This window comes from Uliginosibacterium silvisoli, from assembly GCF_036017035.1.
GTDB classification, from domain to species: domain Bacteria; phylum Pseudomonadota; class Gammaproteobacteria; order Burkholderiales; family Rhodocyclaceae; genus Viridibacterium; species Viridibacterium silvisoli.
In genome coordinates, this window is record NZ_JAYXHS010000003.1 from 647,879 (window position 1) to 673,829 (window position 25,951).

Sequence of the window (25,951 nt, forward strand, 5' to 3'; positions counted from 1 at the left end):
CCCCTACCGACCGTTGCAGCACGCCCTGCAACGACAACAACATCTGCCGCCCCTGGCCCTGGAATGTCCGCATGCGACGCGCCTCTTCGCTCCCCCTGCCTGCTCAATCCTCCGGCGAACTGAAAGCCTGGGCAACCATCAAATCCCTGCTGCCCTATGTGTGGCAATGGCGCGGCCGCGTTGCGCTGGCAATGGTCTGCCTCATCTTCGCCAAGGTTGCCAATGTCGGCGTGCCCATCATCTTCAAGCACGTCGTCGACGCGCTCGATCTGAGCCACAAGGAAGCCCTGATCGTCGTGCCGGCAGCCTTGCTGCTGGCATACGGCGCGCTGCGCTTCGCCACCTCGGCCTTTACCGAACTCCGCGAAATCCTGTTCGCGCGCGTCACGCAACAGGCTGTGCGCAGCATCACGCTTGAAGTCTTCCAGCATCTCCATGCGCTGTCCCTACGCTTTCACCTTGAGCGCCAGACCGGCGGCCTGACGCGCGATATCGAACGCGGCACGCGCTCCATCGGCTCGTTGATCAGCTACGCGATCTACAGCATCCTGCCCATCCTCGTCGAGATCAGTCTCGTGCTGGGCGTGCTGGTAAATAACTATGACATCAGCTTCGCACTGATCACCGTCGCCACCCTGCTCGTCTACATCACGTTCACCGTCAAGGTCACCAACTGGCGCACACATCTGCGCCGCCAGGCCAATGAACTGGACTCGGCAGCCAACTCGCGCGCCATCGACAGCCTGATCAACTATGAGACGGTGAAGTACTTCAACAACGAGGCTTACGAAACGCGTCGTTATGACGATCAGCTGCGCGCCTGGATGAATGCGCAGATCCGCAATCAGTACTCCCTCTCAGGCCTCAATATCGGCCAGGCATTGATCATCGCTTGCGGCGTCACCGCCATGATGTGGAATGCCGCTTCGGGCGTTGCGGCCGGAAAGATGACGCTCGGCGACATCGTGCTGGTCAATGCCTTCCTGATCCAGCTCTACATTCCACTGAATTTTCTCGGCGTGCTGTATCGCGAGATCCGTCAGGCACTAACGGACATCGAACGAATGTTCACCCTGCTGCGCACCGAGCGTGAAGTGCAGGATGCTCCCGACGCCGTCGAGCTGCCGGCGGGGCCTGCAGGCCTGCGTTTCGACAACGTGAGCTTTGCCTATGATCCGCGTCGGCCCGTACTCGAACACATCAACTTCGACATCCAGCCCGGACATACCGTCGCCGTCGTCGGTCATTCCGGCGCCGGCAAATCAACCTTGTCGCGCCTGCTGTTCCGCTTCTATGACGTCAGCGACGGAGCGATCCAGCTGGGCGGCACGGATCTGCGCAAGATCAGGCAAGCCAGCCTGCGCAAGGCCATCGGCATCGTGCCGCAGGATACGGTGTTGTTCAACGACAGCATCCTCTACAACATCCAGTACGGTCGCCCCGAGGCCAGCCATGACGAGGTCATCGCCGCCGCGCGCGCTGCGCAGCTGCACGACTTCATCCTGGACCTGCCGGATGGCTACGAAACAAAAGTCGGCGAACGCGGCCTGAAACTCTCTGGCGGCGAGAAGCAGCGCGTGGCCATTGCGCGCGCCTTGCTCAAGAACCCGCCTATCCTCGTCTTCGACGAAGCCACGTCAGCGCTCGACTCCAAGACGGAGAAAGCCATCCAGGCACAACTCGAGGCCGCCGCAAAAGGACGCACGGCCCTGATCATTGCCCATCGTCTATCCACCGTAATGAATGCGGACGAAATCATCGTGCTCGAAAGCGGTCAAGTCATCGAACGCGGTTCGCACAGCACCTTGCTCGCCAAGAACGGCGCCTACGCGCAGATGTGGACCTTGCAGCAGCAAGAAGAAAGCATGCTTGCCTGAAGGCTGATGAAACCGGCTACGGCGCGTCCCCTCGCAAGGGATGCAAATGGCCAGCGTGCTGCACACATGCGCAGCCGGGCCCGTGTTGGCCCAGAACGGCTTCCTGCGCAAAGCCAAGAACCATCGCCCAATCCGGGCCTGAAATCCTGCGCAGCCAGCGCAAGGCCCGCAGTCAGCTTGAATGCCAGTTCGGGCAGACACCCGAACGGGATCCTGGCGACATTCGTACACGAGCGCACAAATAAAAATGGCGCCTCAGGCGCCATTTCCGTACTGCATCGACTTCTCTTCTTTTTATTTCTTGTTGCGGCGGGAAACAACCAAACCCGCCAGCGCCAGACCTGCCAGTGCGAATGAGCCAGGCTCAGGCACTTGGGTGGTCGTGGTCGTTGTTGTCGGCGTAGCCGACACGCTCAATATCTTTACGTAGTCGTCGCCGCAATCCAGACCATCCTTGGCGGTCGAATTCGTGCCTGTGCAGGCCGCGGCAGTTCCGCCCGGGTTGTAGGCACCAATCAACCAGGCAGACGAGGTCAGCCCGGAAGCATTGACCGTCTTTTCTGCAAGGCCGATGTCGGCGTAGTTACCGACCAGAACCCAGCTGTTATTGACGAGACCGCTGGGCGTCGTCATCAGGCTGGCATAGGTCGCGCCTTCCAGTGCAGAGGGCGTCGCGCCGATGTAAGCCCAGATGGTGATGTCGGAATCGTACTGCGCCCAACCCAATGTCACGCTGCCCAGGCTCACATCCTTCGAGAAGGTCAGCAAGACCGCGTCGTAGCGTTCATTGTTGTCAGTTGCGTGCTCCGGGGAGCCAGTTTCTGAAGTATCGATATCGGCAGTGCTGTTTCCGTCCGTCGACGTTGCGTAGTCGCGGTTGTACACACCCAGGCCGCCCGAATACTGCGCAAGGTAAGCAGTCTGCAACGCAGCTGAAGCATTGCTGTTGGTACCCGTGCCCGCAGTGTTGGAATAGGCCTTTGCGGTCGCCGTAATCGTCGTGCCTGACGCCGAATACGTGAGGGTGTTACCCCAGCAGGAGCTATTCGACGCGGTCGGCACTGAACCGCAGGAGCCGACGCTGGCGGAGCCGAACGTGTAGGTGGCGGCGGCAAATGCCGTCTGCACGCCTAACGCGCTTGCGACAGCCAGTACTGCCAAGGCAAGTCGTTTCATGAGAGTCGCTCCAGATGATTTAGTACAAGTTGGACGTTGAGAAGCAAACATCAGTCCACTCAAAAATAACGGTTTATATTCAATCAGTTAAAAACAAGTCGCAACACTTCGGCATGCAAAGCGTCAAATTCCGCGACACCGCCCCCGCGACGGCTCAACCGCCCAATGCCTTCATGAGCGTCCGGGCGTCATTGATCGACTCGAAACTGCCGCTGGCCTTCAGCGCGTAGGCCAACTCTTCACGCGCTTCCTGCTTGCGATCAAGCCTGGCAAGCGTCCACGCCAGGTGGTAGCGGATGTCTCCGTTCTCCGGCAAGCGCAGCCGGGCATCCCGCAACAACCTCAGTGCCGCATCGAGCTTGCCCGCCTGAGCCTGCCCCCAGCCATAGGTATCGATCACGAGCGGATCTTGCGGGGCCAGCTTGTAGGCTCGCTCGGCCATGCCCAACGCCGCAGGGTCATTGAGGCGCTGCAACACAGTAGCTTGATTGTTAAGGATATTCACCGCATTCGGCTGCGCCGCCAGCACCTTGTCGTATTGTTCCCGGGCGCCTTTCCAGTTGCCCGCGCGCATGTTGATTTCGGCCAGCGCAGCGCGGCAGCCAAGATCGTTCGGATTGGACTTGAGCCACCCGCCCAGCACCTCCTGGGCACGTGGCAGATCTCCAGCCAGGGCCAGCGCGTGCGCGACCCGCTGCGTGTTGGTGGAGCTGGGGTCGCGCTCCAGCGCGCCACGGTAAGCTTGCGTCGCGGCGGCAGGGTTGCCTCGCCCGACGGCAGCGTCCCCACCGATACGATAGCCCTCGGCGCTGGTGGGGTAACGCGTGATGATGTCCTTGCTGATCGCTTCGGCCTTGAGAAAGTCTTTTCGCGTGAGCTCGGCATCCGCCATCAACGCCAGGCCTGCGAGGTTATTGGGCACGGCCGTCAGTGACTTCTGCGCGTTGTAGGCCGCACCATCCGGGTTGTCCGCCATCAACTGTAAACGACCAATGCGGATCTGCACGACGGCATCGTATTCAGCCATCTGAGTCATTTCCTTGAGCGTAATGACTGCCTTGCCGCGCTCCCCCGCCGCCAGCTGGGCGCGAACCAGCGCGGCCTGCGCGTCGAGACTGGTGCGATTGGCATCCGCCAGTTCGATTGCGGTCTTCAAGGCGGGCTGGACGGCGCCCTGGGCAAGCTGCACATCGACCAGCGTCCTGCCGGCACGCTCATTGGTCGAGCGCTGCCCGAAGGCTTTTTCCAGCCACCGCTGCGCTTCGGCGCGACGTCCGCTGCTGAGCTCGATCATGGCCAGCTCATACATGGCGTTGTCGTCGTCTCCATTGCGCGCCAGCCAGGTCGTGAGGCGTTTCCGCGCGTCATCTGTCCGGCCATCGGCCTGATCCAGCTTGGCAAGATTGAGCAGCGCCGGAGCAAAGGACGGATCCTTGGCCAGAACCTGCTCGTAGGCTTTGCGTGCTCCGGCCTTGTCACCCACAGCACCGCGTACGGCTCCCAGCGCGTTGAGCGCTGCGATGTTTGCGGGATCAGCCTTGGCAACCGCTTCCGCCACGGCTACGGCCTTCGCGCCTTGTCCTGAGCGAACGTACTGGATGGCGAGTGCCAGCCCGACCTTGGCATCTCCGGGTTTCTTGGCAAAGGACGACTCCAGGCTCTTCAGGCCGGCCCCTCCATCGCCCAGCCCCAATTGCGTGAAACCGATAGCAGCACGGATTTCAGCGGAGTCGCCACCGAGCTGCGCAGCTCGGTCCAGCAACTGACTGGCCTGCACATAGCGCTTCTGCGCCAACCTCAGCTGCCCCATGAGATAGAGCGCTTGCGGGTCGTTTGGCGAGTCGCGCAAGACCGGATCCAGCGTCCGCTCGACCGCGCCGTAGTCGCCCTTGTCGAGCAGCACCGACGCCAGCAACCTGCGCGCGCCAACGTTGCGAACATTCAACGTCAGCACGGCTTCCAGATAGGCCTGGGCCTTGACCCGCGAACTCAGGCCGTGATGCGCGACTGCGCCGAGCATGAGGAACTGCTCACGCGTTGCCAGCCAGCTGGCTGGCAGGCCATCTACGACTTGTGCGATTTCCACCAGCGCCGCACGGACTTCGTCGGACTTGCCACGTCGCCCAGCCAGGACGGCGCTCAGATAAAGGTAGCGCGCCTCTTTGGGCACCAGCTTCTTCAGCTCATTGAGATCACGCTCGGCTTCTGCATCCCGTTGCTGTCCCAGCAAGAGCGAAGCGCGTGCAATGCGCGCATCGACGTGCCCGGGATCAAGTGCCAGCGCCTTGCCATAGCGATCCAGCGCTGTTTTCAAGTCCAGCGTCGCATGCGCCACGGAGGCGGACATGTTCCAAGCATCTGCATTGGTCGGCGCCAGGGCAACAGCACGGTCGGCCAGAAAGCGCGCGCGATCCATCTTGCGCTGTGTCAGCAGGATCGGAATCTCGGCGAGCAGCGGCACGACCGAGGCCGGATCGATCGCCCGGGCGTCCTCGAAGGATCGCGAGGCTTGCGGATAATCGCCCATGTCCGCGAAGGCCAGGCCACGCAGCGACAGCACCTCCACTTTGGCCTCCGGCGGCAGCCCGTCCGGCGTGATCCGCTCGATCACCATTTTCGGCTGTCCTTGCAGCAGATACACGCGCGCCAACAAGGCCAGCACTTCGCTTCGATTTACGCCCAGCCGCAGAGCGTCATTGAAGGCAGCTTCGGCTGCAGAAATATTGCCACTGCGGAACAGCGCCCGGCCAAGCAGGACATGCGCGGCGAGTAAGCGATTGTCCTGCTGCAAAGCGTTCTTGAGCTGGATGACGGCGCCATCCATATCGTTTTTCCGGAAACGCGCCAGACCATCTTCGTAGTACTTCCCGGCCTGCGCCGTGTCTGCCGCCCAGGTAACGCCAGCCAGGCTGGCCAGCAATACCACGCAGGCCAGACGTCTGATATTGACGCTCAGCAAGGACGATATCTCCACCATCTGTAACCTCAAACGATACGGGTCGATACTGACTCGACAATGATTTCGGGGAATTCCAGCATGCTCGAGGGCCCCGACCCAGTTGTCGGCCGGGTGACCCTTTGAATAGCCCATATTTCGCCCGCCAGTATAGGGCTTGCCCATCGGCCACTACGTGACAAGATACCCACAAGGTCGCCCAGGACGGCCCTCACGCTCAAAGGGCTATGTCAAATAAGGTCACAAACCGGCCTCTATCGTAGCCGTGGCGCATTTGTTGCATCAGGATTCGCCACACGCAGTCGTGTTCTGTCCCCTGTCCCGGCTTCAACCGGGCATTCACCGGAGAATCTACATGTTGAAAGTCAGTGTTCTTGCCATGACCCTTGCCGGCCTTTGCTGTCAGGCGGCTTACGCCCAGGACGCGAAGAAGACTGCGCCAGCCAAGGCGCCGGCAGCGGCTCCCGCCGTTTCAGAAGAGCTATTCGGCACACTCAAGAAAGTAAAAGATTCCGGCACGATCACGCTGGGTATTCGCGAATCTTCATTCCCGCTGTCCTACCTGGATGCCAACCAGAAACCGGTCGGTTATCACATCGACGTCTGTTACAAGATCGTCGACGCCGTCAAGAAACGCCTGAAGATGCCTGACCTGAAAGTGGCCGAACAAGCCGTGACGTCGCAAAACCGCATCCCGCTCACGACCAACGGTACGGTCGACCTCGAGTGTGGCTCGACCACCAATAATGCTGACCGCCAGAAGCAGGTCGCCTTCGCACCGACGACCTATGTCACCAACGTGAAGATGGCGGTGAAGAAGGCCTCGGGCATTACCGACATCAATCAGCTCGGCGGCAAGCCTGTGGCCACCACGACCGGCACGACCAGCGTTGCCCTGATGCGCTCGAACGAAAAAGGCAAGGGCATCGACTTCAAGGAGGTGTACGGCAAGGACCACGCCGACTCGTTCCTGATGCTGGAAACGGACCGCGCTGTTGCTTTCGTGATGGATGACAACCTTCTGCTGGGCCTCATCGCCAGCAGCAAAGCTCCGCAGGATTACGCGATTGTGGGCTCCCCGCTGTCTGTCGAGCCTATCGCCATCATGCTGCGCAAGGATGACCCGACCTTCAAGGCCATCGTCGACATCACCGTCAAGGATCTGGCCAAGAGTGGCGAGCTGAACAAGCTCTACACGAAGTGGTTCCTGTCGCCGATTCCACCGAAAGGCGTGAATCTCAACTTCCCGATGAGCGACGCGCTGAAGAATGTAATTGCAGCCCCCAACGACAATCCTGCTGAAAGCTACAAACGCTAATAGCATGTCGTGACGCAGCCTGCGCCCCTGGGCGCGGGCTGCGTCGTTTTGCATTTAAATGGCGCTCTATGTTGTCACGAGCCTGAGTACAGGCCGCTCCATGTAGCAGCAGTTTCCGGGAGGAATGCGTGAACTACCATTGGAACTGGGGAATCTTCCTCCAACAGGTGTCGTCAAGCGACGAGACCTATCTCGACTGGATGATCACCGGCCTCGGCTGGACCGTCGCCGTGGCGCTGAGCGCATGGGTCATCGCATTCATCCTCGGCAGCATCATGGGCACCTTGCGTACGGTGAAAAACAAGCCGCTCGCCCTGATCGGCACCATTTGGGTCGAGTCGTTCCGAAACATTCCCATTCTGGTGCAGCTCTTCCTGTGGTTCTTCGTCGTTCCCGAGCTCCTGCCGCACGATCTCTCGCTGTGGGTCAAGCAGGACATGCCTGCCAAGGAGTTCTTCACAGCCGTCATGGCGCTCGGCCTGTTCACGTCGGCACGGGTTGCCGAACAGGTACGCGCCGGCATCCAGAGCCTGTCGCGCGGACAACGCAATGCAGGGCTGGCAATCGGTTTCTCCGAGACGCAGACCTATCGCTATGTCATCTTGCCGATGGCCTTCCGTTTCATCATTCCGCCGCTCACCTCCGAATTCATGAATGCCTTCAAGAACTCGGCCGTGGCCTTTGCCATCGGCGTGATGGACCTGACATTCATGTCGCGGCAGATGGTCGAAGAGTCCGGTCAGGTCATTGAAAGCCTGCTGGCCGCCACCGTGCTGTACGTCATCTGCGCCCTCGCCGCCAATCGCGTGATGAGCTTCATCGAGAAGCGCTCGCACGTGCCCGGCTTCATCCTCGCGAAATAGGGGGCGCCATGTTCAGCACACTCGATTTCGGCGTCATCCCGCTCAGCCTGCCCTTCATCTGGAGCGGGCTGCTCTACAGCCTGAAACTGACGCTCACGGCCATGACGGGCGGCATCATTCTCGGCACCCTGCTGGCGCTGGCGCGCCTCTCCGGTGGTGTATTCCTCGCCACCGTGTCGACGCTGTACGTCAACACGCTGCGCTCCATCCCGCTGCTGATGGTGATCCTCTGGTTCTTCTTCCTCATCCCGATCTTCACCGGCGCACCCATGGGTGCGGAGAAGTCGGCGATGATCACCTTCACGCTGTTCGAAGCGGCGTTCTTTGCCGAAATCATGCGCGCCGGCATCCAGAGCGTGTCGAAGGGGCAGATCAATGCAGGTTACGCCATCGGCATGAGCTACTGGCAAACCATGGGCCATGTCATCCTGCCCCAGGCCTTCCGTAACATGCTGCCGGTGCTGCTTACGCAGACCATCATCCTGTTCCAGGACACCTCGCTGGTGTACGCCATCGGCGCCAAAGACCTGCTCAAAGCCGCCGAGATCACGGGCAAGAACTACAACCGGCCCGTCGAGATGTATCTCTTCTCTGCCGTCCTGTATTTCGCCATCTGCTTCTCGCTGTCGATGTTCGTGAAATATCTCAACAAGCGCATTGCGATCATTCGCTAAGCACGGCGTTCGAATTCGTTTGCCAACTATCCAGACATACGGGAATCCGCAATGATTGAAATCAGCAAGGTCTCGAAGTGGTACGGCAGCTTCCAGGTACTCACCGACTGCACGACTTCCATCGGCAAGGGCGAAGTCGTCGTCGTGTGCGGCCCTTCAGGCTCGGGCAAGTCCACCCTGATCAAATGCGTCAACGGCCTGGAGCCCATCCAGCAAGGCATCATCACCGTAGACGGTACCGCCATCAATGATCCGAAAACCAATCTGCCAAAGCTGCGCTCGCGCGTCGGCATGGTGTTCCAGCATTTCGAGTTGTTTCCCCACATGAGCATCATCAAGAACCTGACCATCGGTCAGATCAAGGTGCTCGGGCGCGGCGAGGAAGAGGCCCGCGCCAAAGGCATGAAGTTGCTGGAGCGCGTTGGCCTGAAAGCACACGCCAACAAATTCCCCGGCGAAATGTCGGGTGGCCAGCAACAACGCGTGGCGATTGCGCGTGCCTTGTCGATGGACCCGATCTGCATGCTGTTCGACGAGCCGACGTCCGCGCTCGATCCCGAGATGATCAATGAAGTACTCGACGTCATGGTCGAACTGGCGCACGAAGGCATGACCATGATGGTCGTCACCCACGAAATGGGCTTCGCGCGAAAGGTGGCCAACCGCGTGGTATTCATGGACCAGGGCAAGATCGTTGAAGACGCTGGCAAGGAAGAGTTCTTTGGCCAGCCACGCTCGGAACGCGCCCAGCAGTTCCTGTCGAAGATCCTGCAGCATTGATCTGCCAGCATTGACAGAACAAAGGCCCCGGTGATTGCGCACCGGGGCCTTTGTTTTTGGGGAAACGAACCACTCAGAGATCGCGCGTCTTGAAGGTATCGCACTGGGCCATGCTGCCGGACTCGAGGCCCCGCTGCAGCCAGCGCTTGCGCTGTTCGGAAGTGCCATGCGTGAAGCTGTCCGGTACGACGCGCCCCTGTGCAGACTGCAAGGCGTCGTCGCCAATGGCCTTGGCCGCCGCCATCGCTTCGTCGACATCACCAGGCTCGAGTGCATGACGCTCCTTGTTGGCGTAATAGGCCCATACACCAGCAAAGCAATCTGCCTGCAGCTCGAGGCGCACCGACAAGGCGTTTGCCTGTGCCTGACTCGCCCGCTCCTGCGCTTGATGCACCTTGCCGGAAATGCCAAGCAGTTGCTGCACGTGGTGGCCGACTTCGTGGGCGATCACATAAGCCTGGGCGAAGTCGCCCGGCGCGTGAAAGCGGCGCTGCAGTTCGTCGTAAAAGGCCAGATCGATGTAGACCTTCTGATCGGCCGGGCAATAGAAGGGCCCCATCGCTGTCTGGCCGGTTCCGCATGCCGTCTGGGTAGCGCCGCGGAACAGCACGAGGCGCGGATCGACGTAGGCGCGACCGGTCTGCGCGGGCAGTTGTTCCTGCCAGGTTTTTTCGAGGTCTTTCAGCACGACCTTCACGAAGTGCACTGACTTCTGCTCCTCGGGACTGGCATCCACCGGCCTGCCGCTGCCCTGCTCCTGCTGCGAGTTCTGCTGCAACGCGCGGCTGCCATTGATCACAATCGAAGGGTCTATGCCGAAGTACCACGCGGCCAGCGCCAGGACGGCGGTGCCGATACCGATCGTGCCTCCGCGCGGCATGCCTCCACCGCCACGGCGATCATCCACATTGCTGCTTTCACTGTCGTCGTCAAAACGCATGATTCGGCCTCCTGGATAGACGCTTATTGTGCCCCAAGCCCATTACGAGGGCACCGCCAGGCGATACCGCCTTCGCCTCAAGGCAGTGCCACCGCCAGTCTTAGCCAGAAGCGTGCCGCCACAAACCGGGGCGCCTGCAAATAACCATTTTCAGGTTTTCCATAAGGATTTGGGTGTGCGCACCAAACCAAGGCGCAAAACATCCGCATTTTGGCGCCCAGCAAGCCTGAAATTGCCGAGCATGCGCCAATCTGGTGCCGAACACTGATTTCGTGGCCCTAACGCTCCTGATTCGGCATGGCATAGGCGTTGCTCTTGAGCCTTGCTGTCACGAATCCCCAGGAGACCCTGATGTTGCAATCCACGTTTACAAAACTCTTCCGCCGCTCGGCAACGGCTTTGCTGGCCAGCGTACTTGTCGGCCTTGGTGCCAATGCCCACGCTGCGGACGAACCGTACAAGATGAAATTCACGCTGGACTGGCGCTTCGAAGGCCCGTCAGCCCCCTTCCTGCTGGCCAAGGCCAAGGGTTACTTCGCCGCTGAAGGCCTCGACGTCACGGTTGATAGCGGCTCGGGCTCGGTGGGTGCTGTCACCCGCGTTGCCAGCGGCGCCTACGAAATGGGCTTTGCCGATTTCAATGCACTGGCTGAATACGATGCACAGAACCCGGGGTCGAAAATCCAGGGTGTCTATATGGTGTACAACTTCACGCCAGCCGCCGTCGTGACGCTGAAGAAGTCCAACATCACCAAGCCGGCTGATCTGATCGGCAAGACGCTTGCCGCGCCGGTGTTCGATGCCGGTCGCAAGGCCTTCCCGGCGTTCGCCAAGTCCAACAAGGTCGATCCCGCTGCGGTGAAGTGGCAATCGGTTGATCCGGCCCTGCGCGAGACCATGCTGGCGCGTGGCGAAGTCGATGCCATCACCGGCTTCTCCTTCACCAGCATCCTGAGCCTCGAGGCGCGCGGCGTGAAAGAGAACGAACTCAATGTGATGCTCTACAACGACTACGGCGTCGAGCTGTATGGCAATGCCATCATCGCCTCGCCGAAGTTCATGGCTGAAAAGCCGGAGCTGGTGAAGGGCTTCCTGCGTGCCTTCAACAAGGCGCTCAAGGAAACGATTGCCAACCCGGATGCTGCCGCTGCCTACGTGAAGGCCGCCGATGCACTGGCCGACCTGCCGCTGGAAACGCGCCGCCTGAAGATGGCGATGACTTCCGTGGTGGCTACACCAGAGGCCAAGGCCAACGGCCTCGGTGGCGTGACAGACGATCGCCTGCAGCGCTCGATGGCCGAAACGGCCTCGGCCTACAACCTCAAGTCTGTGCCGAACGCCAAGGATCTGTTCACCTCGGCCTTTCTGCCCGCCAAGGCTGATCGCATGATCAAGTAATCCCGCTGGCGGCACCGCTGCCGGACGACATGTCCGGCGACGGCGCCGCCACGTTGCTTGAGCCCGAATCCCCGTACTGCCCGTGAGTGTCGACCGATGAGCTTTGTCCGTTTTGAGAATGTCAGCCTCGCCTACTCCGAAGATGGTCCTCTGGCCATCCAGGACATCGATCTCACCGTCAAGGAAGGTGAGTTCATCTCCGTCGTCGGCCCGTCCGGTTGCGGTAAATCGACCTTGATGAAGCTCATCTCGGGCCTCAAGCCGCCGACCTCGGGATATGTCTATGTCAATGGGCGCCAGGTCGGCGGCCCGCTCGGCATCGTCGGCATGGCCTTCCAGGCCGCCAACCTGCTTCCCTGGCGCACGACCCTCGAAAACGTGATGCTGCCGATGGAGATCGTCGAGCCCTATCGCAGCACGCTGCGCGAGAAGCGCGGCGAGTACGAGGAGATGGCGCGTGCGCAGCTCAAGCGCGTCGGCCTCGCCGGATATGAAGACAAGTTTCCGTGGGAGCTGTCCGGCGGCATGCAGCAACGCGCCTCGATCTGTCGCGCGCTGATCCACAAACCACGCCTGCTGATGCTCGACGAGCCCTTCGGCGCGCTCGACGCTTTCACGCGCGAAGAACTCTGGTGCATGTTGCGCGACCTGTGGCAGCAACAGCCTTTCACCGTCATCCTCGTCACGCACGACCTGCGTGAGGCCGTATTCCTTGCCGACACGGTGTATGTCATGAGCAAGCGGCCGGGCAAGATTCTCGTGCGCCGCGAGATCGATCTGCCGCGCCCACGCGATATCGAAGTTACCTACACCGATGCCTTCTCCGCGCATGTGCATGTGCTGCGCGAAGCCATCGGCCGCGTGAGGGAGACAGCATGAAGCTGAAAGCAAACACTGTCTCGCGCCTGTCGCCCTGGCTGCTGACGATATTCGTGGTGATCTGCTGGGAGATCATCTGCCGCGGCTTTGATATCAAGCCCTTCCTGTTCCCCTCGCCCAGCCTGGTGTGGAAGGTCGGCAAGGAGCTGGCCGATCCCATCATGATGCATGCCCTGCATACGCTGATGACCACGCTGGCAGGCTTCGCGATCGCTGTCGTCGTCGGCGCCCTGCTGGGCATGATCGTAGGCTCCTCGCCCATCGTGTACAAGGCGCTCTACCCATTGATGGTCGGCTTCAACAGCATTCCGAAAGTCGCCTTCGTGCCGGTGCTGGTCGTGTGGTTCGGCATCGGCACGATTCCCGCTATCGTCACAGCTTTCCTCATCTCTTTCTTCCCCGTCGTGGTGAACGTCGCGGCAGGCCTGTCGACGCTGGAACCCGAACTGGAAGACGTACTGCGCTCGCTCGGTGCTTCGCGCATCGACATCCTGCGCAAGGTCGGCATCCCGCGTTCGCTGCCCTACTTCTTCGCTTCGCTGAAGGTCGCCATCACGCTGGCCTTCGTCGGCTCGGTGATCTCGGAAACGGTCGCCTCGAACCTGGGCATCGGTTACCTGATGATGAGCGCCAGCTCTTCGATGAACATGCCATTGGTTTTCGCAGGCCTGATCGTGATCGGCGCCATGGGCGTGATCACCTACGAGCTGTTCGCGCTGCTGGAGCGTCGTCTGACGCGCTGGGCGCACCGCGGGCAAGCCAGCGCCATGTAGCGCACTGAATCCTGAAGGCACGCAGAGGCCGCCATCTACCCGTCATCCGCGAGAGGTTGAAAATGTCGAGATCCCTGCGTTGCATCTTCCGGAGCCTGCTTGCGCTGCTGGTGCTGTCGCCAAGCGCGCACGCAGCCGACAAACTCGTCTTCGGTACCAACTGGTTTGCCGAAGCCGAGCACGGCGGCTTCTATCAAGCGCTCGCCACGGGCATCTACAAGAAGTACGACCTCGACGTCACCATCAAGATGGGCGGCCCGCAGGTCAACGGTGTGCAGATGCTTGCCGGCGGCGTGATCGATGTATTCCTCGGCTACGACTTCCAGACCCTGCTGATTTCCGAGCAAGGTGTGCCGGTGACGACAATCGCGGCCTTCTTCCAGAAAGACCCGCAGGCTATCCTCGCCTATCCAGACGTCAAGAAGTTCGAAGAGCTGAAGGGCCGTACGATCTATCTGTCATCGGCGGCGGACACGACCTTCTGGCCCTGGCTGAGGTCGCTGCACGGCTTCGACGACGCGCAGAAGCGTCCCTACTCCTTCAGCGTCCAACCCTTCCTGGCTGACAAGAAATCGGCCCAGCAGGGCTACATCACTTCCGAGCCCTACGCGATGGAACAGGGCGGCGTGAAGCCGAGCATCTTCCTGATGGCGGACTACGGCTACCCGCCCTATGCCGACACGCTGGTCACCATGCGCGCCACCGTCGACAAGCGCAGCGACGTGCTGGCGCGCTTCGTCAAGGCCTCGGCCGAAGGCTGGGTGAGCTACCTGAAAGACCCGGCGCCGGGCAACGCGCTGATCAAGAAGGACGATCCGAAAATGACTGATGCCCAGCTGGCTTTCGGCATCGCCAAGATGAAGGAATACGGCATCGTCACCGGCGGCGATGCGGCGAAGCTCGGCCTGGGCGTCATGACGGATGCACGCTGGAAACAGACCGCCGACGTGATGGTCAAGTTCGGCCTGCTCAAAGCCACGACCGACTACAAGCAGGCCTACACGCTGAAGTTCGTCAGCGGCCTGCCGACGCCCTGATCAGCATGGTTGCCTATGTAGCCCCGACACGCGCGCTCACGCCGATCCTCGATATCGGCCCATGGCGCGACGGTAGCGACAAGGCCGGCGTGGCCGCGCGCTTCGACCGCATCTGCCGCGAGATCGGCTTCTTCTATCTTGTCGGCCACGGCATGCCCGTCGAGCGCATGCAGGGTGTGCTGACGCAGGCGGAGCGACTCTTCGCGCTGCAGGACAGCGTCAAGCGCGACATGCTCGTCGGTCATTCGCGGCGCGGCTACGAGCCCTTCGCGTTCCAGTCGCTGGATTTCGATTCGCCGCCCGACCTCAAGGAGTCGTTCCTGATCGGTCATGGCACAGGCGAGGATCATCCATACGTGCAGGCCGGCCTGCCCAACTACGGTCCTAACGTCTGGCCCGACGAAAACGTCCTGCCCGGCTTCCGCGCTTTCTGCGAAAGCTACTTCCAGCATGCGCGCGGCATCGCCGAAGTACTCATGAATATCTTCGCGACCGTTGCCGGCCTGGCGCCGGACCACTTTGCGCCCCTGCTGGTCGATCCGATGGCGACGCTGCGCATGGTCCACTACCCGCCGCAGCCCGACGAGATCGTGAACAACCAGATCGGTTGCGGCGCGCATACCGACTGGGGTGCAGTCACGATCCTTATGCAGGACGAAACGGGCGGCCTCGAAGTGCAGGCAGCGAGCGGCGAATGGTTATATGCCAATCCCATGCCTGGCGCTTTCGTCGTGAACATCGGTGACATGATGCCGATCTGGACCAATGGCGCGTACCACTCCAACCTGCACCGCGTGCGCAACCGCTCACCCCATCGTCATCGCTACTCCGTGCCCTTCTTCATGGACCTGGACTACCACGCCCGCGTGGAATGCCTGTCCGCTTTCATGCCTCCAGACGGTTCGCCACGCTTCGAACCCCGCTCGGCAGGTGAGCATCTCGACCTGATGTATCGCCAATCCTACGGCCTGCCCGTCGCCTGATTGGGGTAAGGCGGAACTCCGCAGGAGGTTCCGCCGGGTCAGGGCCCATGCGCACCTTGCGTAAAGCCGCCTCCCGGCGGCTGGCGGAACCGCCGGAGGCGTTCCGCCCTGCGGCCCCCACACCTGTCGGCCTTTCTTCGCCTGCTCCAGCCTCGCCCTCTCCTCTGCCGTCTTTCCCGTCTCCATAGCCCAATTCAGCATCTTTGCAACTGACACAACACAAATGCGAATAATTCGCGTTGACAAAACTGTTACAAATGAGAACAATTCGCAAAATCAAATTGTGGGTGCCGACGAGAATTGCGGGTTTACCGCGACGAGGGTCGGCATTTAATTCGTTCTGACGGAGAAGAAATGATCAAGCACTCGAAGTACCCCCGGGGGAAAGCGCCATCGCACATGATGATGGCCCTGCTGACAGGCGCATCGGCGATCACGCCAGCCTTTGCAGCTGACGCAGTCGCTCCCGTGCCTGCCGCAACGGCACCAGCCAAGTCTGACGAGCCAACCGTAGCGCCCGTGGTCGTCAAGGCCCAGCGCGATACCTCGAAGCCTTCTTCCGAAACCCAGTACAAGACGGAAACCACGCGCGTCGGCAAGACCGATGAAGCGCCCAAGGATATTCCGCAGTCGATCACCATCGTCCCGGCCAAGCTGATCAGCGACCGTGGCAACGACAGCCTGACCTCCGCCCTGCAACACGTCTCCGGCATCTCGTTCAACTCCGGTGAAGGCGGCCGTATCGGCGACAACCTGAACCTGCGCGGCTTCATCTCCTACGGCGACATCTTCCTCGACGGCATGCGCGACATCGCCCAGTACAACCGCGAAGTGTTCAACCTCGAACGCGTCGAAGTGCTGCGCGGCTCGGCCTCGATGCTGTTCGGCCACGGCTCGTCCGGTGGCGTGATCAACCAGGTCAGCAAGACGCCTTACCTGGCAGACGAAAACGAAGCCAGCCTCTCGCTGGGCGACTGGGGCTACTACCGTGGCACTCTCGATCTGAACAAGGTCACGGGCGAAACCTCGGCCTTCCGCCTCAACACGATGTACACCAATGACAGCGGCCTGCCACAGGGCGCCGACAGCAAGCGCTTCGGTATTGCACCGAGCTTCCGCTGGGGGATTGGTACGAGCGACGAGCTCGGCATCAGCTACTACCACCTGAACTACGACAACACGCCGAACTTTGCCTTCCCGTGGGTCGGTGGCCGTCCTTACGACGACGCTTCCGACAAGTTCTACGGCCTGAAGAGCGACTACCAGACCGACTCGGCAGACCTCGCAACGGTCGAATACATCCACCGCTTCAGCAACAAGACCCAGGTGCGCAGCGCCTTCCGTTACGGCGAGTTCAAGCGTGACCTGTGGGCGACACAACTCTCCGTCGTCGGCTCACCCGTAACGGGCGCCAACACGGTCAACCGTGCCAGCCCACCGGCACGCGGCGCCAACGACCAGGACATGTTCTGGCAAACCGACCTGACCTCGCGCTTCGACCTGTTCGGCATGAAGCACGAAGCTCTGGCCGGTGTCGAAATCGGCAAGGAATCGTCGGACCGCTTCGGCTACGTCGGCACGCCAACCAACAAACCAGCTACCACGGTCGGCAATCCGAACACGGAAGCAGTGATCCCGACGCGTTACAACATGACGCGTACCAACTACAACTACTTCGACGCCTACACCCAGGGCTTCTACCTGCAGGACAACATCGAGTTCATCCCGAACTGGAAGGCCTTGATTGGGGGGCGCTTCGACCGTTTCTACGGCGACTACAAGGCTGGCTCGATGGCTGCGCCCACGCGCTACCAGCGCGAAGACAACGACTGGAGCTACCGCCTCGGCCTGATCTGGGCAACGACGCCTAACCTCAACCTGTACATCTCGCAAAGCACCTCGTTCAACACCTCGGGCGACGCTTACAGCTACGACCAGGTTGGTGCCAACACGCCGCCAGAAGAGAGCCTCAACCAGGAAATCGGCGCAAAGTGGGAGCTGTTCGAAGGCGATCTGTCGCTGCGTGCAGCACTGTTCAAGTCCACCAAGCTGCATGAGCGCAGCACCGACACCGCAACCGTTGCGGGTGCTGGCAATCTGTTGTCGGGCAAGCGCCACACCAGCGGCTGGGAACTGGAAGCAACGGGCCACATCACCAAGCAACTGGAAATCTTCGCGAACTTCGCGCACATGTGGTCCAAGGTTGATGCCGTCGGCAACGCGCCAAATGCCCAGGCAAACCTCGGCCAGCCCGCAGCCAACACGCCGACCAATAGCGGCTCCGTGTGGATGATCTACGACTTCGTGCCCAACTGGAGCGTCGGTTTTGGTGGCGATGGTCAAACCAGGCGCAACTACGCGATCGGTTCGACCAACTACGCACCGGGCTTCGTGAAGTACGATGCAATGCTGGCCTACGAACAGCCGAGCTACACCATTCAGCTGAACGCGAACAACCTGCTCGACAAGATCTACCACCCGCAGATCTATAACGGCTGGGCGGTTGCAGGCCCGCGTCGTAACTTCGAACTGACGACCACCATCCGCTTCTGATCTACAACAATGGTCGAGTCACCATGCCCGCCCCACAATGGCGGGCATGGTCACTTCCGGAAACATGCAATGCTGATCCACGTAGAGAACGTCCTCAACGCAGAAGAACTCACCCGCCTGCGCGCACTGCTTGACGCAGCCCCGTGGGCGGACGGCCGTATCACCGCAGGCACGCAAGCGGCCAAAGCCAAGCAGAATCGTCAGCTGCCAGAGAGCGCGCCACAGATGGCCGAGTGCCGCGCCATCGTTGGCACCGCCCTGTCGCGCCATGCCTTGTTCTTCTCGGCGACGCTCCCCCGTTCGGTTTATCCGCAATTGTTCAACCGTTACGGTGTCGGCGAAAAATTCGGTGCCCACGTGGACAATGCTGTGCGTCTCGTACCGGACGGCAGCCGCTATGTACGCACCGACATCTCTGCGACCTTGTTCCTCAACGAGCCGGACGACTACGAGGATGGCGAGCTGATCGTGCAGGACACCTTCGGCGAGCACAGCGTCAAGCTGCCCGCTGGCGACATGGTGATCTACCCCTCGAGCAGCCTTCACCGTGTCACGCCGGTTACGCGCGGCGAGCGTCAGGCCTGTTTCTTCTGGATCCAGAGCATGGTGCGCAACGACGCCCAGCGCGAACTGCTGTTCAACATGGACGCCGCCATCGCCACCCTGCGCCAGCAACAAGGCGACACCGAGCCCCTCGTTGCCCTGACCGGCACGTACCACAACCTGCTAAGGATGTGGTCCGAGCTCTGACCCCTACATGAACATGACAATGAGCAGCACCCTCAAAGACATCCGGCCACCGGTCGTCCACCACGAACACAGCGCCTGGCCGCAACGCTACGGCACGCTGATTGGCGTCGTGGGGCTGCACGTGCTGGCCGGCAGCTTCCTGGTGGCCATGAAACTGCGCGCACCGGCCGAGATCGAACCGCCGGTCTTGAGCGTTCAGTGGGTGCCCACCCAGCAGGCGCCTGAGCAGAAACAGCCGCAAGAGAAGCCGAAAGAGCCGCCGAAGAAGAAGCCGGAGCCGGTGCAGAAGGCCGTGCCGGTGCCACAGCAGGTGAAGCCGGTGGAAGCGCCGATGATCCAGGCGCCGGCCACCACTGCAGCGGCCGTCGAGGCGCCGCAAACTCCGCCTGCCCCACCGACGCCACCCGCACCTGCGCCACAGCCCCAGGCGGTGCAGGCGTCTGCTCCGCCGATCGATCCGAACCTGAAGCCAAGCGTCGATTGCACGCAGAGCCCGCAACCGGTCTACCCCGCGGCGTCGAAGACGCTGGGCGAAGAAGGCTCGGTGTTGCTGCGCATGCAGGTCGATGAACGCGGTCGCCCGCTGCGTGTGGAAGTGGAAAAGAGCAGCGGCCATACGCGACTCGATCGCTCGGCGCGCGAAACGATTGCCAGCAGCTGGGTGTGCCCGCTGCGTCAGGGCAAGCAAGGCTATACCGGCTGGCTGCGTGTGCCCGTCGTGTTTGAACTCTCTCTCAATTAACAAAACGATCCGTACAAGGAATCAGCAATGCCAACCGAACAAACCCTGGGCTTTTCCCACTTCCTCGCGCAAACCGATGGTCTCGGCAAGACGCTCTTCATCCTGCTGGCGATCATGTCGATCGCATCCTGGTACTTCATCGCCGCCAAGGCGGTAAACCACTTGCGTCAGCGCCGTGCCAGCGAGCGTTTCGTCAATCTGTTCTGGAATGCGACCAGCATCGACGAAGTGAAGAACGAGATCGCCACCCACGGTGCGCACGAGCCCTTCTCGCACCTCACCAGCCACGCCATCTACGCCACCGAACACCATGACCGCGCAGGCGGCAAGATCGGCGATGCCGGCACGCTGGGCGACTCGCTGACGCGCAGCATGCGCAAGGTGCTGGACGAAGAAACCTCGGAACTGGAAAACGGCCTGACCCTGCTGGCCACCGTCGGCGCGACCGCACCTTTCGTGGGGCTGCTGGGTACCGTGTGGGGCGTGTATGGCGCGCTGGTGTCGATCGGCATGTCGGGCGCCGGCACGCTGGACAAGGTTGCCGGCCCGGTCGGTGAAGCACTGATCATGACCGGCCTCGGCCTCGCCGTGGCACTGCCTGCCGTCGTCGGCTACAACGCCTTCACGCGCGCCAACCGCGTCACCATGTCGCGCCTCGACGCCTTCGCACACGATCTGTTCTCTTACCTGACCACGGGCACGCAGGCAGCTCAGACGCCGAGCGCCACCCGCGTGCGCAATATCTCTGGAGCTGCGTAATGGCCTTCGGTGGTTTCAACAAACAGGGCAATAGCGCGCCGATGGCGGAGATCAACATGGTCCCGCTGATCGACGTGATGCTGGTGTTGCTGGTGATCTTCATCTTGACGGCACCGCTGCTCACGCATGCGGTGAAAGTCGATCTGCCCAAGGCCTCGAGTGCCGAGAACAAGCAGACGCCCAACAAGATCGAGATCGCCGTGGATGGCGCCGGCACGATCTTCTGGGATGGCGAGGCCGTGGCCGAAGAGACGCTCAACGAGCGCCTGATGGCGGCCGGCAAGGCCGTCACCGACCCGGCACAGGCGCCGGAGCTGCAATTCCGCTTCGACCGCGCGACACAGTACGAAACGGTTGCACGCATCATGGCCAGTTCCGCTCGCGCGGGCCTGACCAAGCTGGGCTTCATCAGCACGCCAGACAAGTAGGTCGCGCTTGCGATCCAGCTCACAGAGGCGCCGGCAACCCCGGCGCCTTTGTTTTTCGGGCCTGCTGCGCGATACGGTAAACTTGCTCAACTCTCTCCGCAGGATCTCCCCATGAGCTTCATCCAAGACCTCCAGGCCGCCTGGGCACGCAACAACTCGCTGCTGTGTGTCGGCCTCGATCCCGATCTGGGTAAATTCCCCGCGCATCTGCAGGGCAAACCGGATGCCATCTTTGAGTTCTGCAAGGGCATCGTCGACGCCACCGCCGATCTGGTCTGTGCCTTCAAACCCCAGATCGCCTACTTCGCGGGCGAGTCGGCAGAGGAACAACTCGAAGCGCTGATCGACTACATCCACCTCAATCATCCGGATGTGCCTGTCATTCTCGATGCCAAGCGCGGCGACATCGGAGCCACGGCAGCCCAGTACGCACGTGAAGCTTTCGAGCGCTACCAGGCCGATGCGCTGACGGTGAATCCCTACATGGGCTTCGACTCGGTCGAGCCTTATTTCGCGTACCCGGAGTGCGGCCTCATCGTGCTGTGTCGCACCTCCAACCCGGGCGGTGCGGACCTGCAAAACCTGCAGGTCAATGGCGGCAAGAAGCTTTACCAGCATGTCGCCACATTGGTCGCCGAAAAATGGAATCCGCATGGCCAGGCTGCACTGGTTGTCGGCGCGACAGTCCCGGCGGAACTGGCCGAAGTGCGCAGCCTGATTGGCGACATGCCCTTGCTGGTGCCGGGCATCGGCGCACAGGGCGGCGATGTGCAGGCGGCCGTCGCTGCGGGCAAGAGCGCCGCAGGGACGGGACTCATGATCAACTCCTCGCGCGCCATTCTCTACGCGGGCAAGGGCGAAGACTTTGCCGATGCGGCACGCAAGGCCGCGATTGCCACGCGCGACGAGATCAATCAGTACCGCTGAGTCGCGGCCCAGCCCGACACAAGAAAAAAGCCATTTTCGCTACGGCGAAGATGGCTTTTGCTTTTGGGGCGCCAGGATGGCGCACGTATCCTGACTCGCTTACGGATCCGTGCGCATCACGCCAAGCTTGCGCAAGAATGCATCGACCTCCGGCATCCAGTAATTCGCCCCGTGGAGCAATAGCTGATGGCCATCGCGGTTCGGCAGCGCCGGCGCCTGGAAGAAGCGCGTATCGCTCCCGCCCTCCGAGAAGGCCGCGTACCAGTCGCGTGGCGCGGCCTCGCCCCAGAACTGGTCATTGCGGCTGTAGAGCCATAGCGAAGGCACGCTCGCCTTGGCGCCATAGGCCCGGTACAGGGCGGCGATAGCCTCCGGTTTGCAGCTCATGCCCGGCGAACGTACCGGCTCGCCGCCCGTCCCGCCGGAGAAATTGATCGCGCCGACCACACCTTCGATCTGCTTGCTGGTGAGGGCGACCGTCGTCAGCCCGCCGACGGATTGCCCGAGCAGGAGAATTCGGCTGCGATCAGCCCAGGGTTGCGCACGCGTCCATTCGATGACCTTGCTGACCGCCTCGGCCGACTTCTCGGCGACGGCCTGGAAGTCGCCACGGCCTTCGCAGATCAAAGTCCTGTCGGGCCCTTCGACCCAGCGCGAACCCGATACTTCCCGATCGCCGCCGCCGGTAGCGCCGTAGCCTGGCCGAACAGCCGCAACGACGGCAAAGCCACGCTTCAACCAGAAGTCGATGATGCTGCGTGCCGGTTGATCGACCCTGCCTCGTGCTTCGGCAGTCGTGGCCCGGCCGTGCGAAAAAATGACAATCGGGAATGTCGCCGCTTCTTTCTCGGGGCGATACACATAGGTGACGATCTGGTACTGGCGAAACGGGATCAGGTTCCTCTCGTCGTACCTGTCCTCTGCCGCGCACAAGGCAGACGACGCGCACACCAGCGCGAGCACGAAGCTCATCACAGCCCAGGCACGGACAGACCGCAACACGGAAACCACAAGCAGATCAGGCATGGCGGCAGAGGGGCTATCGGGGCTGCCGATTGAACCACATCCGTCATGGCGCTGGCATGAAGAATTACACGTATGCGGCAGGACGGTGCTGACACCCGGCGTCACACAATTTGCCTTTCAGAGCCACCCAAAAGGTTGCTAATAGCAACCTTTTAATCTAACCTGAGAAGCTCTTCACAGCCTCGCCACCTCTTTCGTGATTCACTACAGCACAGCCCTGATCGCCCCCATGCCGCTACTGCTGTGGCGAATGCCGGCGCCCCCTTCGCTGCACAGGCAGATGCCCGACCCTGTCCGGAGTCGGCCGACATTGACGGTAATCGGCCTGTCGGCGGGCTATAACACAGTCCATGCAACCGGACTCTTGCACGGGCGCCAGCGGGATCTACTGCTCGCAGCGCCCGGGGAGCAGGAGAAGTGAGCCAGGAGCGCACGCAACAGAAAACGCAGCGCAAACAGGCTCGCGAAGACTCTGCGGTGCTGCGTGAGGCCATGCGCTTGTTCATACAGGCGCAACGCCGCGTACTCGCCGAGCAAGGCTCGCCACCGCAAGCGCGGTTACTGATCATGCTGCTGCGTCGCGGCACCATGACCCAGGCCGAGTTCGGTCGTTTGTTGGGGCTGGAGAAGAGCTGGGTCAGCCGTTCGGTGGACAAGCTCGTCGAGCAAGGCTGGGTGATACGCAGCCCGGTCCCGGCCGATCGCCGCAACATGCAACTGGAACTGACGGCGACGGGAACATCCGCCGCACGCGAGATGGATGACTACCTCAACGCTCACGCCATGAGCGTTCTCGATCATCTGTCTGCCGAATCACGACCAGCAGTGGTCGGCGCGCTACAGCAATTGTGCGAGGCCTTGCGCAAGCACGATGACGCGACAGGCTCCTAGCGCACAGCAAGACTCTTCAGAAAATTTCAGCGCGTCCCGCACGAAGTGACGCGGGACAAGACAGGACACATCCATGAACGCAGCCCCTCGCAGTTTCGGCGCATCCCTCTCGGCAATGATAGGCATCTGCCTCGTCATCATGCTGATCGCGCTCGACAGCACCGTGGTCGGCACGGCCATGCCACGCATCATTGCCGAATTGAAGGGCTACGAGCTCTACACCTGGACGGCATCGGCTTATCTGCTCACCAATGCCATCATGATTCCCATCATGGGGCGTCTTGGCGATCTGTACGGGCGCAAGCCTTTCGTGCTCGGCGCCATCATCGTGTTCACGCTCGCATCGGTGCTGTGTGCTTTCTCGCAGAGCATGATCATGCTGGTACTCGCCCGCGGGATGCAGGGCATTGGTGGTGGCATGCTCGTCGGCGTCGCCTTTGCCTCGGTCAGCGATCTTTTCCCGGACCGTCTGCAGCGCGTGCGCTGGCAGGCCATGCTGTCGGCGACCTTCGGCATTTCTTCCGCCATCGGCCCGTCGCTGGGCGGCTGGCTGACCGAGCACGCAGGCTGGCGCAGCGTGTTCTACGTGAACGTCCCGGTCGCCTTGCTGGCGCTGCCTGTCGTGTGGCGCTTCCTGCCGCACATCGTGCATCACGAGGGCAAAGACAAGTCCATCGACTGGCTGGGTGCCGTGCTGCTGGCGGTGAGCGTGAGCGCCCTGCTGCTGGCGACCGAACAAGGCCAGGCACATGGCTTCGGCCGGCCGCTGTTCATCGGTCTGGCCATCCTCGCCGTCGCCACCGGTGCCTTGTTCATATGGCATCAGCATCATTCGAAAGCCCCCATCATTCCGCCACGCCTGTTTTCCAACCGTGCCGTGTTGCAGTTGATCAGTCTGGGAGCCCTGACCGGCCTCGTGATGTTCGTGCTGATCTATTACTCGCCGCTCTTGCTGCAAGGCGGGTTCGGCCTGTCGCCCAACACCTCGGGGCTGGTGATGACGCCGTTGCTGGTGTTGATCACGATAGGCAGCATCATCAATGGTCGCCTCATTTCGCGCTTGAAGAAGCCGGAGCGCCTGGTGGCCTGGGGGCAGGTCCTGCTACTGGGCGGCTGCGTACTGCTGATGCAATTGCATGCCGACACAGGCCATGCTTTCGCCATGCTGGCCTTCGGTGTCTGCGGCTTGGCGCTGGGCTTCCAGCTGCCGAACCTGACGCTGCAGATCCAGGCCGTGGTGGAGCGCCGCGACGTCGGCATTGCATCGGCACTGATCCAGACGACCCGCATGCTTGGCAGCATGATCGGGACAAGTGTGGCGGGCGTGATCGTCAACGCGAGTTTCTCGCGCCATGTGAATGGCATTATTGATCAAACCGGAATCACGAGTGCGCCCGTGCGGGATCTGCTCGATACACCACAGATCCTGATCCGCGAGCAGGACCAGGCTACGCTGTTCAAGCTCGGCAAGACCCTGCAATTCGATGCCGCCAACCTGCTCGAACACGCACGCGACGGCTTGATCAGCGGCGTGCACCATGCCTGGCTGGCTTGCGCGGTCATCATCTGCTTCGCCATCGTTCTGGCACTGCGCCTGCCCCATTTCGCGCTGAATACGCCAGACAAGTCGCACGCGCCGAAGTAGCCAGAGCCTTGCTCAAGGCCTGGCGCGAAACGAGCCGCGCCAGTCGCAGGCGGCGGCGTCCGGGCCGTACAACCAGCACCGCGCGAGCAGCGCACAGATGGCGCGGGTGGCGGCGTCGCAGGATTCGTCTTCACTGGCGCAATCGAGCTGGCAGACGATGCGCTGCGCCGCCTCCGGCGACGGCCGCTCGGCGAACTGCGTCATCGCCACCAGACTGCTGGCGAGCGCCGGAGCGCTGGCCGAGAGCGCCGTCTCGGTCAGCCACATGTCGAGTTCCCAGGTACCCATGTCAGTGCGCCCGATCGAATTGCTGGGCGATGAGCTGCTCGGTGAGCTGCTGCATGATGCGACCGCGCCAGCGGAAGGCCAGCGCGCTGCACAGGTCGGCCAGATGCGCATCCCCCACGTTCTGCTCCGCCGCGCATTCGAGATGGCGCGCCACCAGCGCCGCGTTTTCGGCGCACGGGCATTCCACGTAGCGCGTCATGGCAAACAGCGTGGCACCCGCGAGTGACATCAAGGGGTTTGCCACGGGTACAAGCGGGGAATCGTTTCCTGAAACGGGCATGAGGCTCT

Annotated in this window: 24 protein-coding genes; 18 read left to right on the forward strand and 6 right to left on the reverse strand. The window is 61.6% G+C overall.

What is annotated here, in order from left to right; all coding sequences use genetic code 11:
- The first annotated feature begins 71 nt into the window (after positions 1-71).
- Entirely contained in the window at positions 72-1,877 is a 1,806-nt protein-coding gene (locus VVD49_RS17675; protein WP_327600534.1) for an ABCB family ABC transporter ATP-binding protein/permease, read from the forward strand.
- Between the two features lie 294 nt (positions 1,878-2,171).
- Here VVD49_RS17675 and xdp1 read toward each other — a convergent pair whose 3' ends face one another.
- Both xdp1 and prsT read right to left on the reverse strand, forming a co-directional pair.
- Positions 2,172-3,053, reverse strand: coding sequence for an exosortase-dependent surface protein XDP1 (xdp1, locus tag VVD49_RS17680; protein WP_327600535.1), 882 nt, complete (start codon positions 3,051-3,053; stop codon positions 2,172-2,174).
- Between the two features lie 154 nt (positions 3,054-3,207).
- A complete protein-coding gene (gene prsT, locus VVD49_RS17685; protein ID WP_327600536.1) occupies positions 3,208-6,030 on the reverse strand; it encodes an XrtA/PEP-CTERM system TPR-repeat protein PrsT in 2,823 nt (940 codons plus the stop codon).
- A 334-nt stretch (positions 6,031-6,364) separates the two neighbouring features.
- Here prsT and VVD49_RS17690 point away from each other — a divergent pair, with 334 nt between their 5' ends.
- The 4 genes from VVD49_RS17690 (at position 6,365) to VVD49_RS17705 (ending at position 9,644) form a co-directional block, all read left to right on the forward strand.
- Entirely contained in the window at positions 6,365-7,327 is a 963-nt protein-coding gene (locus VVD49_RS17690) for a transporter substrate-binding domain-containing protein (protein ID WP_327600537.1), read from the forward strand.
- A gap of 128 nt (positions 7,328-7,455) precedes the next feature.
- A complete protein-coding gene (locus tag VVD49_RS17695) occupies positions 7,456-8,190 on the forward strand; it encodes an amino acid ABC transporter permease (protein WP_327600538.1) in 735 nt (244 codons plus the stop codon).
- 8 nt (positions 8,191-8,198) lie between these two features.
- The gene (locus VVD49_RS17700; protein ID WP_327600539.1) at positions 8,199-8,864 is read left to right on the forward strand and encodes an amino acid ABC transporter permease; all 666 of its coding nucleotides are present in this window, start codon (positions 8,199-8,201) and stop codon (positions 8,862-8,864) included.
- Positions 8,865-8,915: 51 nt separating this feature from the next.
- The gene (locus tag VVD49_RS17705) at positions 8,916-9,644 is read left to right on the forward strand and encodes an amino acid ABC transporter ATP-binding protein (protein WP_327600540.1); all 729 of its coding nucleotides are present in this window, start codon (positions 8,916-8,918) and stop codon (positions 9,642-9,644) included.
- 73 nt (positions 9,645-9,717) lie between these two features.
- Here the strand turns inward: VVD49_RS17705 and ypfJ are convergent, their stop codons facing one another.
- Positions 9,718-10,584, reverse strand: a complete 867-nt coding sequence (gene ypfJ, locus VVD49_RS17710) for a KPN_02809 family neutral zinc metallopeptidase (protein ID WP_327600541.1) — start codon at positions 10,582-10,584, stop codon at positions 9,718-9,720.
- A 351-nt stretch (positions 10,585-10,935) separates the two neighbouring features.
- Between ypfJ and VVD49_RS17715 the strand changes: the two genes are divergently transcribed.
- The 11 genes from VVD49_RS17715 to pyrF all read left to right on the forward strand — a co-directional run bounded on the left by VVD49_RS17715 (position 10,936) and on the right by pyrF (position 21,813).
- On the forward strand, positions 10,936-11,982 hold the full coding sequence (locus VVD49_RS17715) for an ABC transporter substrate-binding protein (protein ID WP_327600542.1): 1,047 nt from the start codon (positions 10,936-10,938) through the stop codon (positions 11,980-11,982).
- 96 nt (positions 11,983-12,078) lie between these two features.
- Positions 12,079-12,861 carry an ABC transporter ATP-binding protein gene (locus tag VVD49_RS17720; protein ID WP_327600543.1) on the forward strand — a complete coding sequence of 261 codons (783 nt, stop codon included), beginning with the start codon at positions 12,079-12,081 and terminating at the stop codon, positions 12,859-12,861.
- The gene (locus VVD49_RS17725) at positions 12,858-13,634 is read left to right on the forward strand and encodes an ABC transporter permease (protein ID WP_327600544.1); all 777 of its coding nucleotides are present in this window, start codon (positions 12,858-12,860) and stop codon (positions 13,632-13,634) included. The genes VVD49_RS17720 and VVD49_RS17725 overlap by 4 nt, the downstream gene beginning before the upstream one ends.
- 62 nt (positions 13,635-13,696) lie before the next feature.
- Positions 13,697-14,671, forward strand: a complete 975-nt coding sequence (locus VVD49_RS17730; protein ID WP_327600545.1) for an ABC transporter substrate-binding protein — start codon at positions 13,697-13,699, stop codon at positions 14,669-14,671.
- A 5-nt stretch (positions 14,672-14,676) separates the two neighbouring features.
- The gene (locus VVD49_RS17735) at positions 14,677-15,654 is read left to right on the forward strand and encodes an isopenicillin N synthase family dioxygenase (RefSeq protein ID WP_327600546.1); all 978 of its coding nucleotides are present in this window, start codon (positions 14,677-14,679) and stop codon (positions 15,652-15,654) included.
- 354 nt (positions 15,655-16,008) lie between these two features.
- Positions 16,009-18,207 carry a TonB-dependent receptor gene (locus VVD49_RS17740; RefSeq protein WP_327600547.1) on the forward strand — a complete coding sequence of 733 codons (2,199 nt, stop codon included), beginning with the start codon at positions 16,009-16,011 and terminating at the stop codon, positions 18,205-18,207.
- 69 nt (positions 18,208-18,276) lie between these two features.
- Positions 18,277-18,957 (forward strand): Fe2+-dependent dioxygenase, encoded by a 681-nt coding sequence (locus VVD49_RS17745; RefSeq protein WP_327600548.1) that lies wholly within the window; start codon positions 18,277-18,279, stop codon positions 18,955-18,957.
- A gap of 19 nt (positions 18,958-18,976) precedes the next feature.
- Positions 18,977-19,699, forward strand: a complete 723-nt coding sequence (locus VVD49_RS17750; RefSeq protein WP_327600549.1) for an energy transducer TonB — start codon at positions 18,977-18,979, stop codon at positions 19,697-19,699.
- A 27-nt stretch (positions 19,700-19,726) separates the two neighbouring features.
- Positions 19,727-20,458, forward strand: a complete 732-nt coding sequence (locus tag VVD49_RS17755; protein ID WP_327600550.1) for a MotA/TolQ/ExbB proton channel family protein — start codon at positions 19,727-19,729, stop codon at positions 20,456-20,458.
- Positions 20,458-20,886: an ExbD/TolR family protein gene (locus VVD49_RS17760; protein WP_327600551.1), complete on the forward strand. Its 429-nt coding sequence runs from the start codon at positions 20,458-20,460 to the stop codon at positions 20,884-20,886. The genes VVD49_RS17755 and VVD49_RS17760 overlap by 1 nt, the downstream gene beginning before the upstream one ends.
- Positions 20,887-20,997: 111 nt before the next feature.
- The gene (gene pyrF / locus VVD49_RS17765; protein ID WP_327600552.1) at positions 20,998-21,813 is read left to right on the forward strand and encodes an orotidine-5'-phosphate decarboxylase; all 816 of its coding nucleotides are present in this window, start codon (positions 20,998-21,000) and stop codon (positions 21,811-21,813) included.
- 99 nt (positions 21,814-21,912) lie between these two features.
- Here pyrF and VVD49_RS17770 read toward each other — a convergent pair whose 3' ends face one another.
- Positions 21,913-22,839 (reverse strand): alpha/beta hydrolase family protein, encoded by a 927-nt coding sequence (locus VVD49_RS17770; RefSeq protein WP_327600553.1) that lies wholly within the window; start codon positions 22,837-22,839, stop codon positions 21,913-21,915.
- 417 nt (positions 22,840-23,256) lie between these two features.
- On the opposite strand from VVD49_RS17770, the gene VVD49_RS17775 reads away from it, so the two are divergent.
- The gene (locus VVD49_RS17775) at positions 23,257-23,730 is read left to right on the forward strand and encodes a MarR family winged helix-turn-helix transcriptional regulator (RefSeq protein WP_327600554.1); all 474 of its coding nucleotides are present in this window, start codon (positions 23,257-23,259) and stop codon (positions 23,728-23,730) included.
- Between the two features lie 73 nt (positions 23,731-23,803).
- Entirely contained in the window at positions 23,804-25,375 is a 1,572-nt protein-coding gene (locus tag VVD49_RS17780) for an MDR family MFS transporter (protein WP_327600555.1), read from the forward strand.
- A 12-nt stretch (positions 25,376-25,387) separates the two neighbouring features.
- Here VVD49_RS17780 and VVD49_RS17785 read toward each other — a convergent pair whose 3' ends face one another.
- Positions 25,388-25,663 (reverse strand): hypothetical protein, encoded by a 276-nt coding sequence (locus tag VVD49_RS17785; protein WP_327600556.1) that lies wholly within the window; start codon positions 25,661-25,663, stop codon positions 25,388-25,390.
- Between the two features lies 1 nt (position 25,664).
- Positions 25,665-25,943, reverse strand: a complete 279-nt coding sequence (locus tag VVD49_RS17790; RefSeq protein WP_327600557.1) for a hypothetical protein — start codon at positions 25,941-25,943, stop codon at positions 25,665-25,667.
- Between the last annotated feature and the right edge of the window lie 8 nt (positions 25,944-25,951).

Bases quoted from the DNA above. Each gene is read 5' to 3' on its own strand.
- prsT (WP_327600536.1), bottom strand. From the start codon at position 6,030: ATGGTGGAGATATCGTCCTTGCTGAGCGTCAATATCAGACGTCTGGCC.
- ypfJ (WP_327600541.1), bottom strand. From the start codon at position 10,584: ATGCGTTTTGACGACGACAGTGAAAGCAGCAATGTGGATGATCGCCGT.
- VVD49_RS17780 (WP_327600555.1), top strand. From the start codon at position 23,804: ATGAACGCAGCCCCTCGCAGTTTCGGCGCATCCCTCTCGGCAATGATA.
- VVD49_RS17725 (WP_327600544.1), top strand. From the start codon at position 12,858: ATGAAGCTGAAAGCAAACACTGTCTCGCGCCTGTCGCCCTGGCTGCTG.
- VVD49_RS17750 (WP_327600549.1), top strand. From the start codon at position 18,977: ATGAGCAGCACCCTCAAAGACATCCGGCCACCGGTCGTCCACCACGAA.
- VVD49_RS17785 (WP_327600556.1), bottom strand. From the start codon at position 25,663: ATGGGTACCTGGGAACTCGACATGTGGCTGACCGAGACGGCGCTCTCG.
- VVD49_RS17740 (WP_327600547.1), top strand. From the start codon at position 16,009: ATGATCAAGCACTCGAAGTACCCCCGGGGGAAAGCGCCATCGCACATG.
- VVD49_RS17700 (WP_327600539.1), top strand. From the start codon at position 8,199: ATGTTCAGCACACTCGATTTCGGCGTCATCCCGCTCAGCCTGCCCTTC.
- xdp1 (WP_327600535.1), bottom strand. From the start codon at position 3,053: ATGAAACGACTTGCCTTGGCAGTACTGGCTGTCGCAAGCGCGTTAGGC.
- VVD49_RS17730 (WP_327600545.1), top strand. From the start codon at position 13,697: ATGTCGAGATCCCTGCGTTGCATCTTCCGGAGCCTGCTTGCGCTGCTG.
- VVD49_RS17755 (WP_327600550.1), top strand. From the start codon at position 19,727: ATGCCAACCGAACAAACCCTGGGCTTTTCCCACTTCCTCGCGCAAACC.
- VVD49_RS17790 (WP_327600557.1), bottom strand. From the start codon at position 25,943: ATGCCCGTTTCAGGAAACGATTCCCCGCTTGTACCCGTGGCAAACCCC.
- VVD49_RS17715 (WP_327600542.1), top strand. From the start codon at position 10,936: ATGTTGCAATCCACGTTTACAAAACTCTTCCGCCGCTCGGCAACGGCT.
- VVD49_RS17745 (WP_327600548.1), top strand. From the start codon at position 18,277: ATGCTGATCCACGTAGAGAACGTCCTCAACGCAGAAGAACTCACCCGC.
- VVD49_RS17720 (WP_327600543.1), top strand. From the start codon at position 12,079: ATGAGCTTTGTCCGTTTTGAGAATGTCAGCCTCGCCTACTCCGAAGAT.
- VVD49_RS17675 (WP_327600534.1), top strand. From the start codon at position 72: ATGCGACGCGCCTCTTCGCTCCCCCTGCCTGCTCAATCCTCCGGCGAA.
- pyrF (WP_327600552.1), top strand. From the start codon at position 20,998: ATGAGCTTCATCCAAGACCTCCAGGCCGCCTGGGCACGCAACAACTCG.
- VVD49_RS17760 (WP_327600551.1), top strand. From the start codon at position 20,458: ATGGCCTTCGGTGGTTTCAACAAACAGGGCAATAGCGCGCCGATGGCG.
- VVD49_RS17770 (WP_327600553.1), bottom strand. From the start codon at position 22,839: ATGCCTGATCTGCTTGTGGTTTCCGTGTTGCGGTCTGTCCGTGCCTGG.
- VVD49_RS17705 (WP_327600540.1), top strand. From the start codon at position 8,916: ATGATTGAAATCAGCAAGGTCTCGAAGTGGTACGGCAGCTTCCAGGTA.
- VVD49_RS17690 (WP_327600537.1), top strand. From the start codon at position 6,365: ATGTTGAAAGTCAGTGTTCTTGCCATGACCCTTGCCGGCCTTTGCTGT.
- VVD49_RS17735 (WP_327600546.1), top strand. From the start codon at position 14,677: ATGGTTGCCTATGTAGCCCCGACACGCGCGCTCACGCCGATCCTCGAT.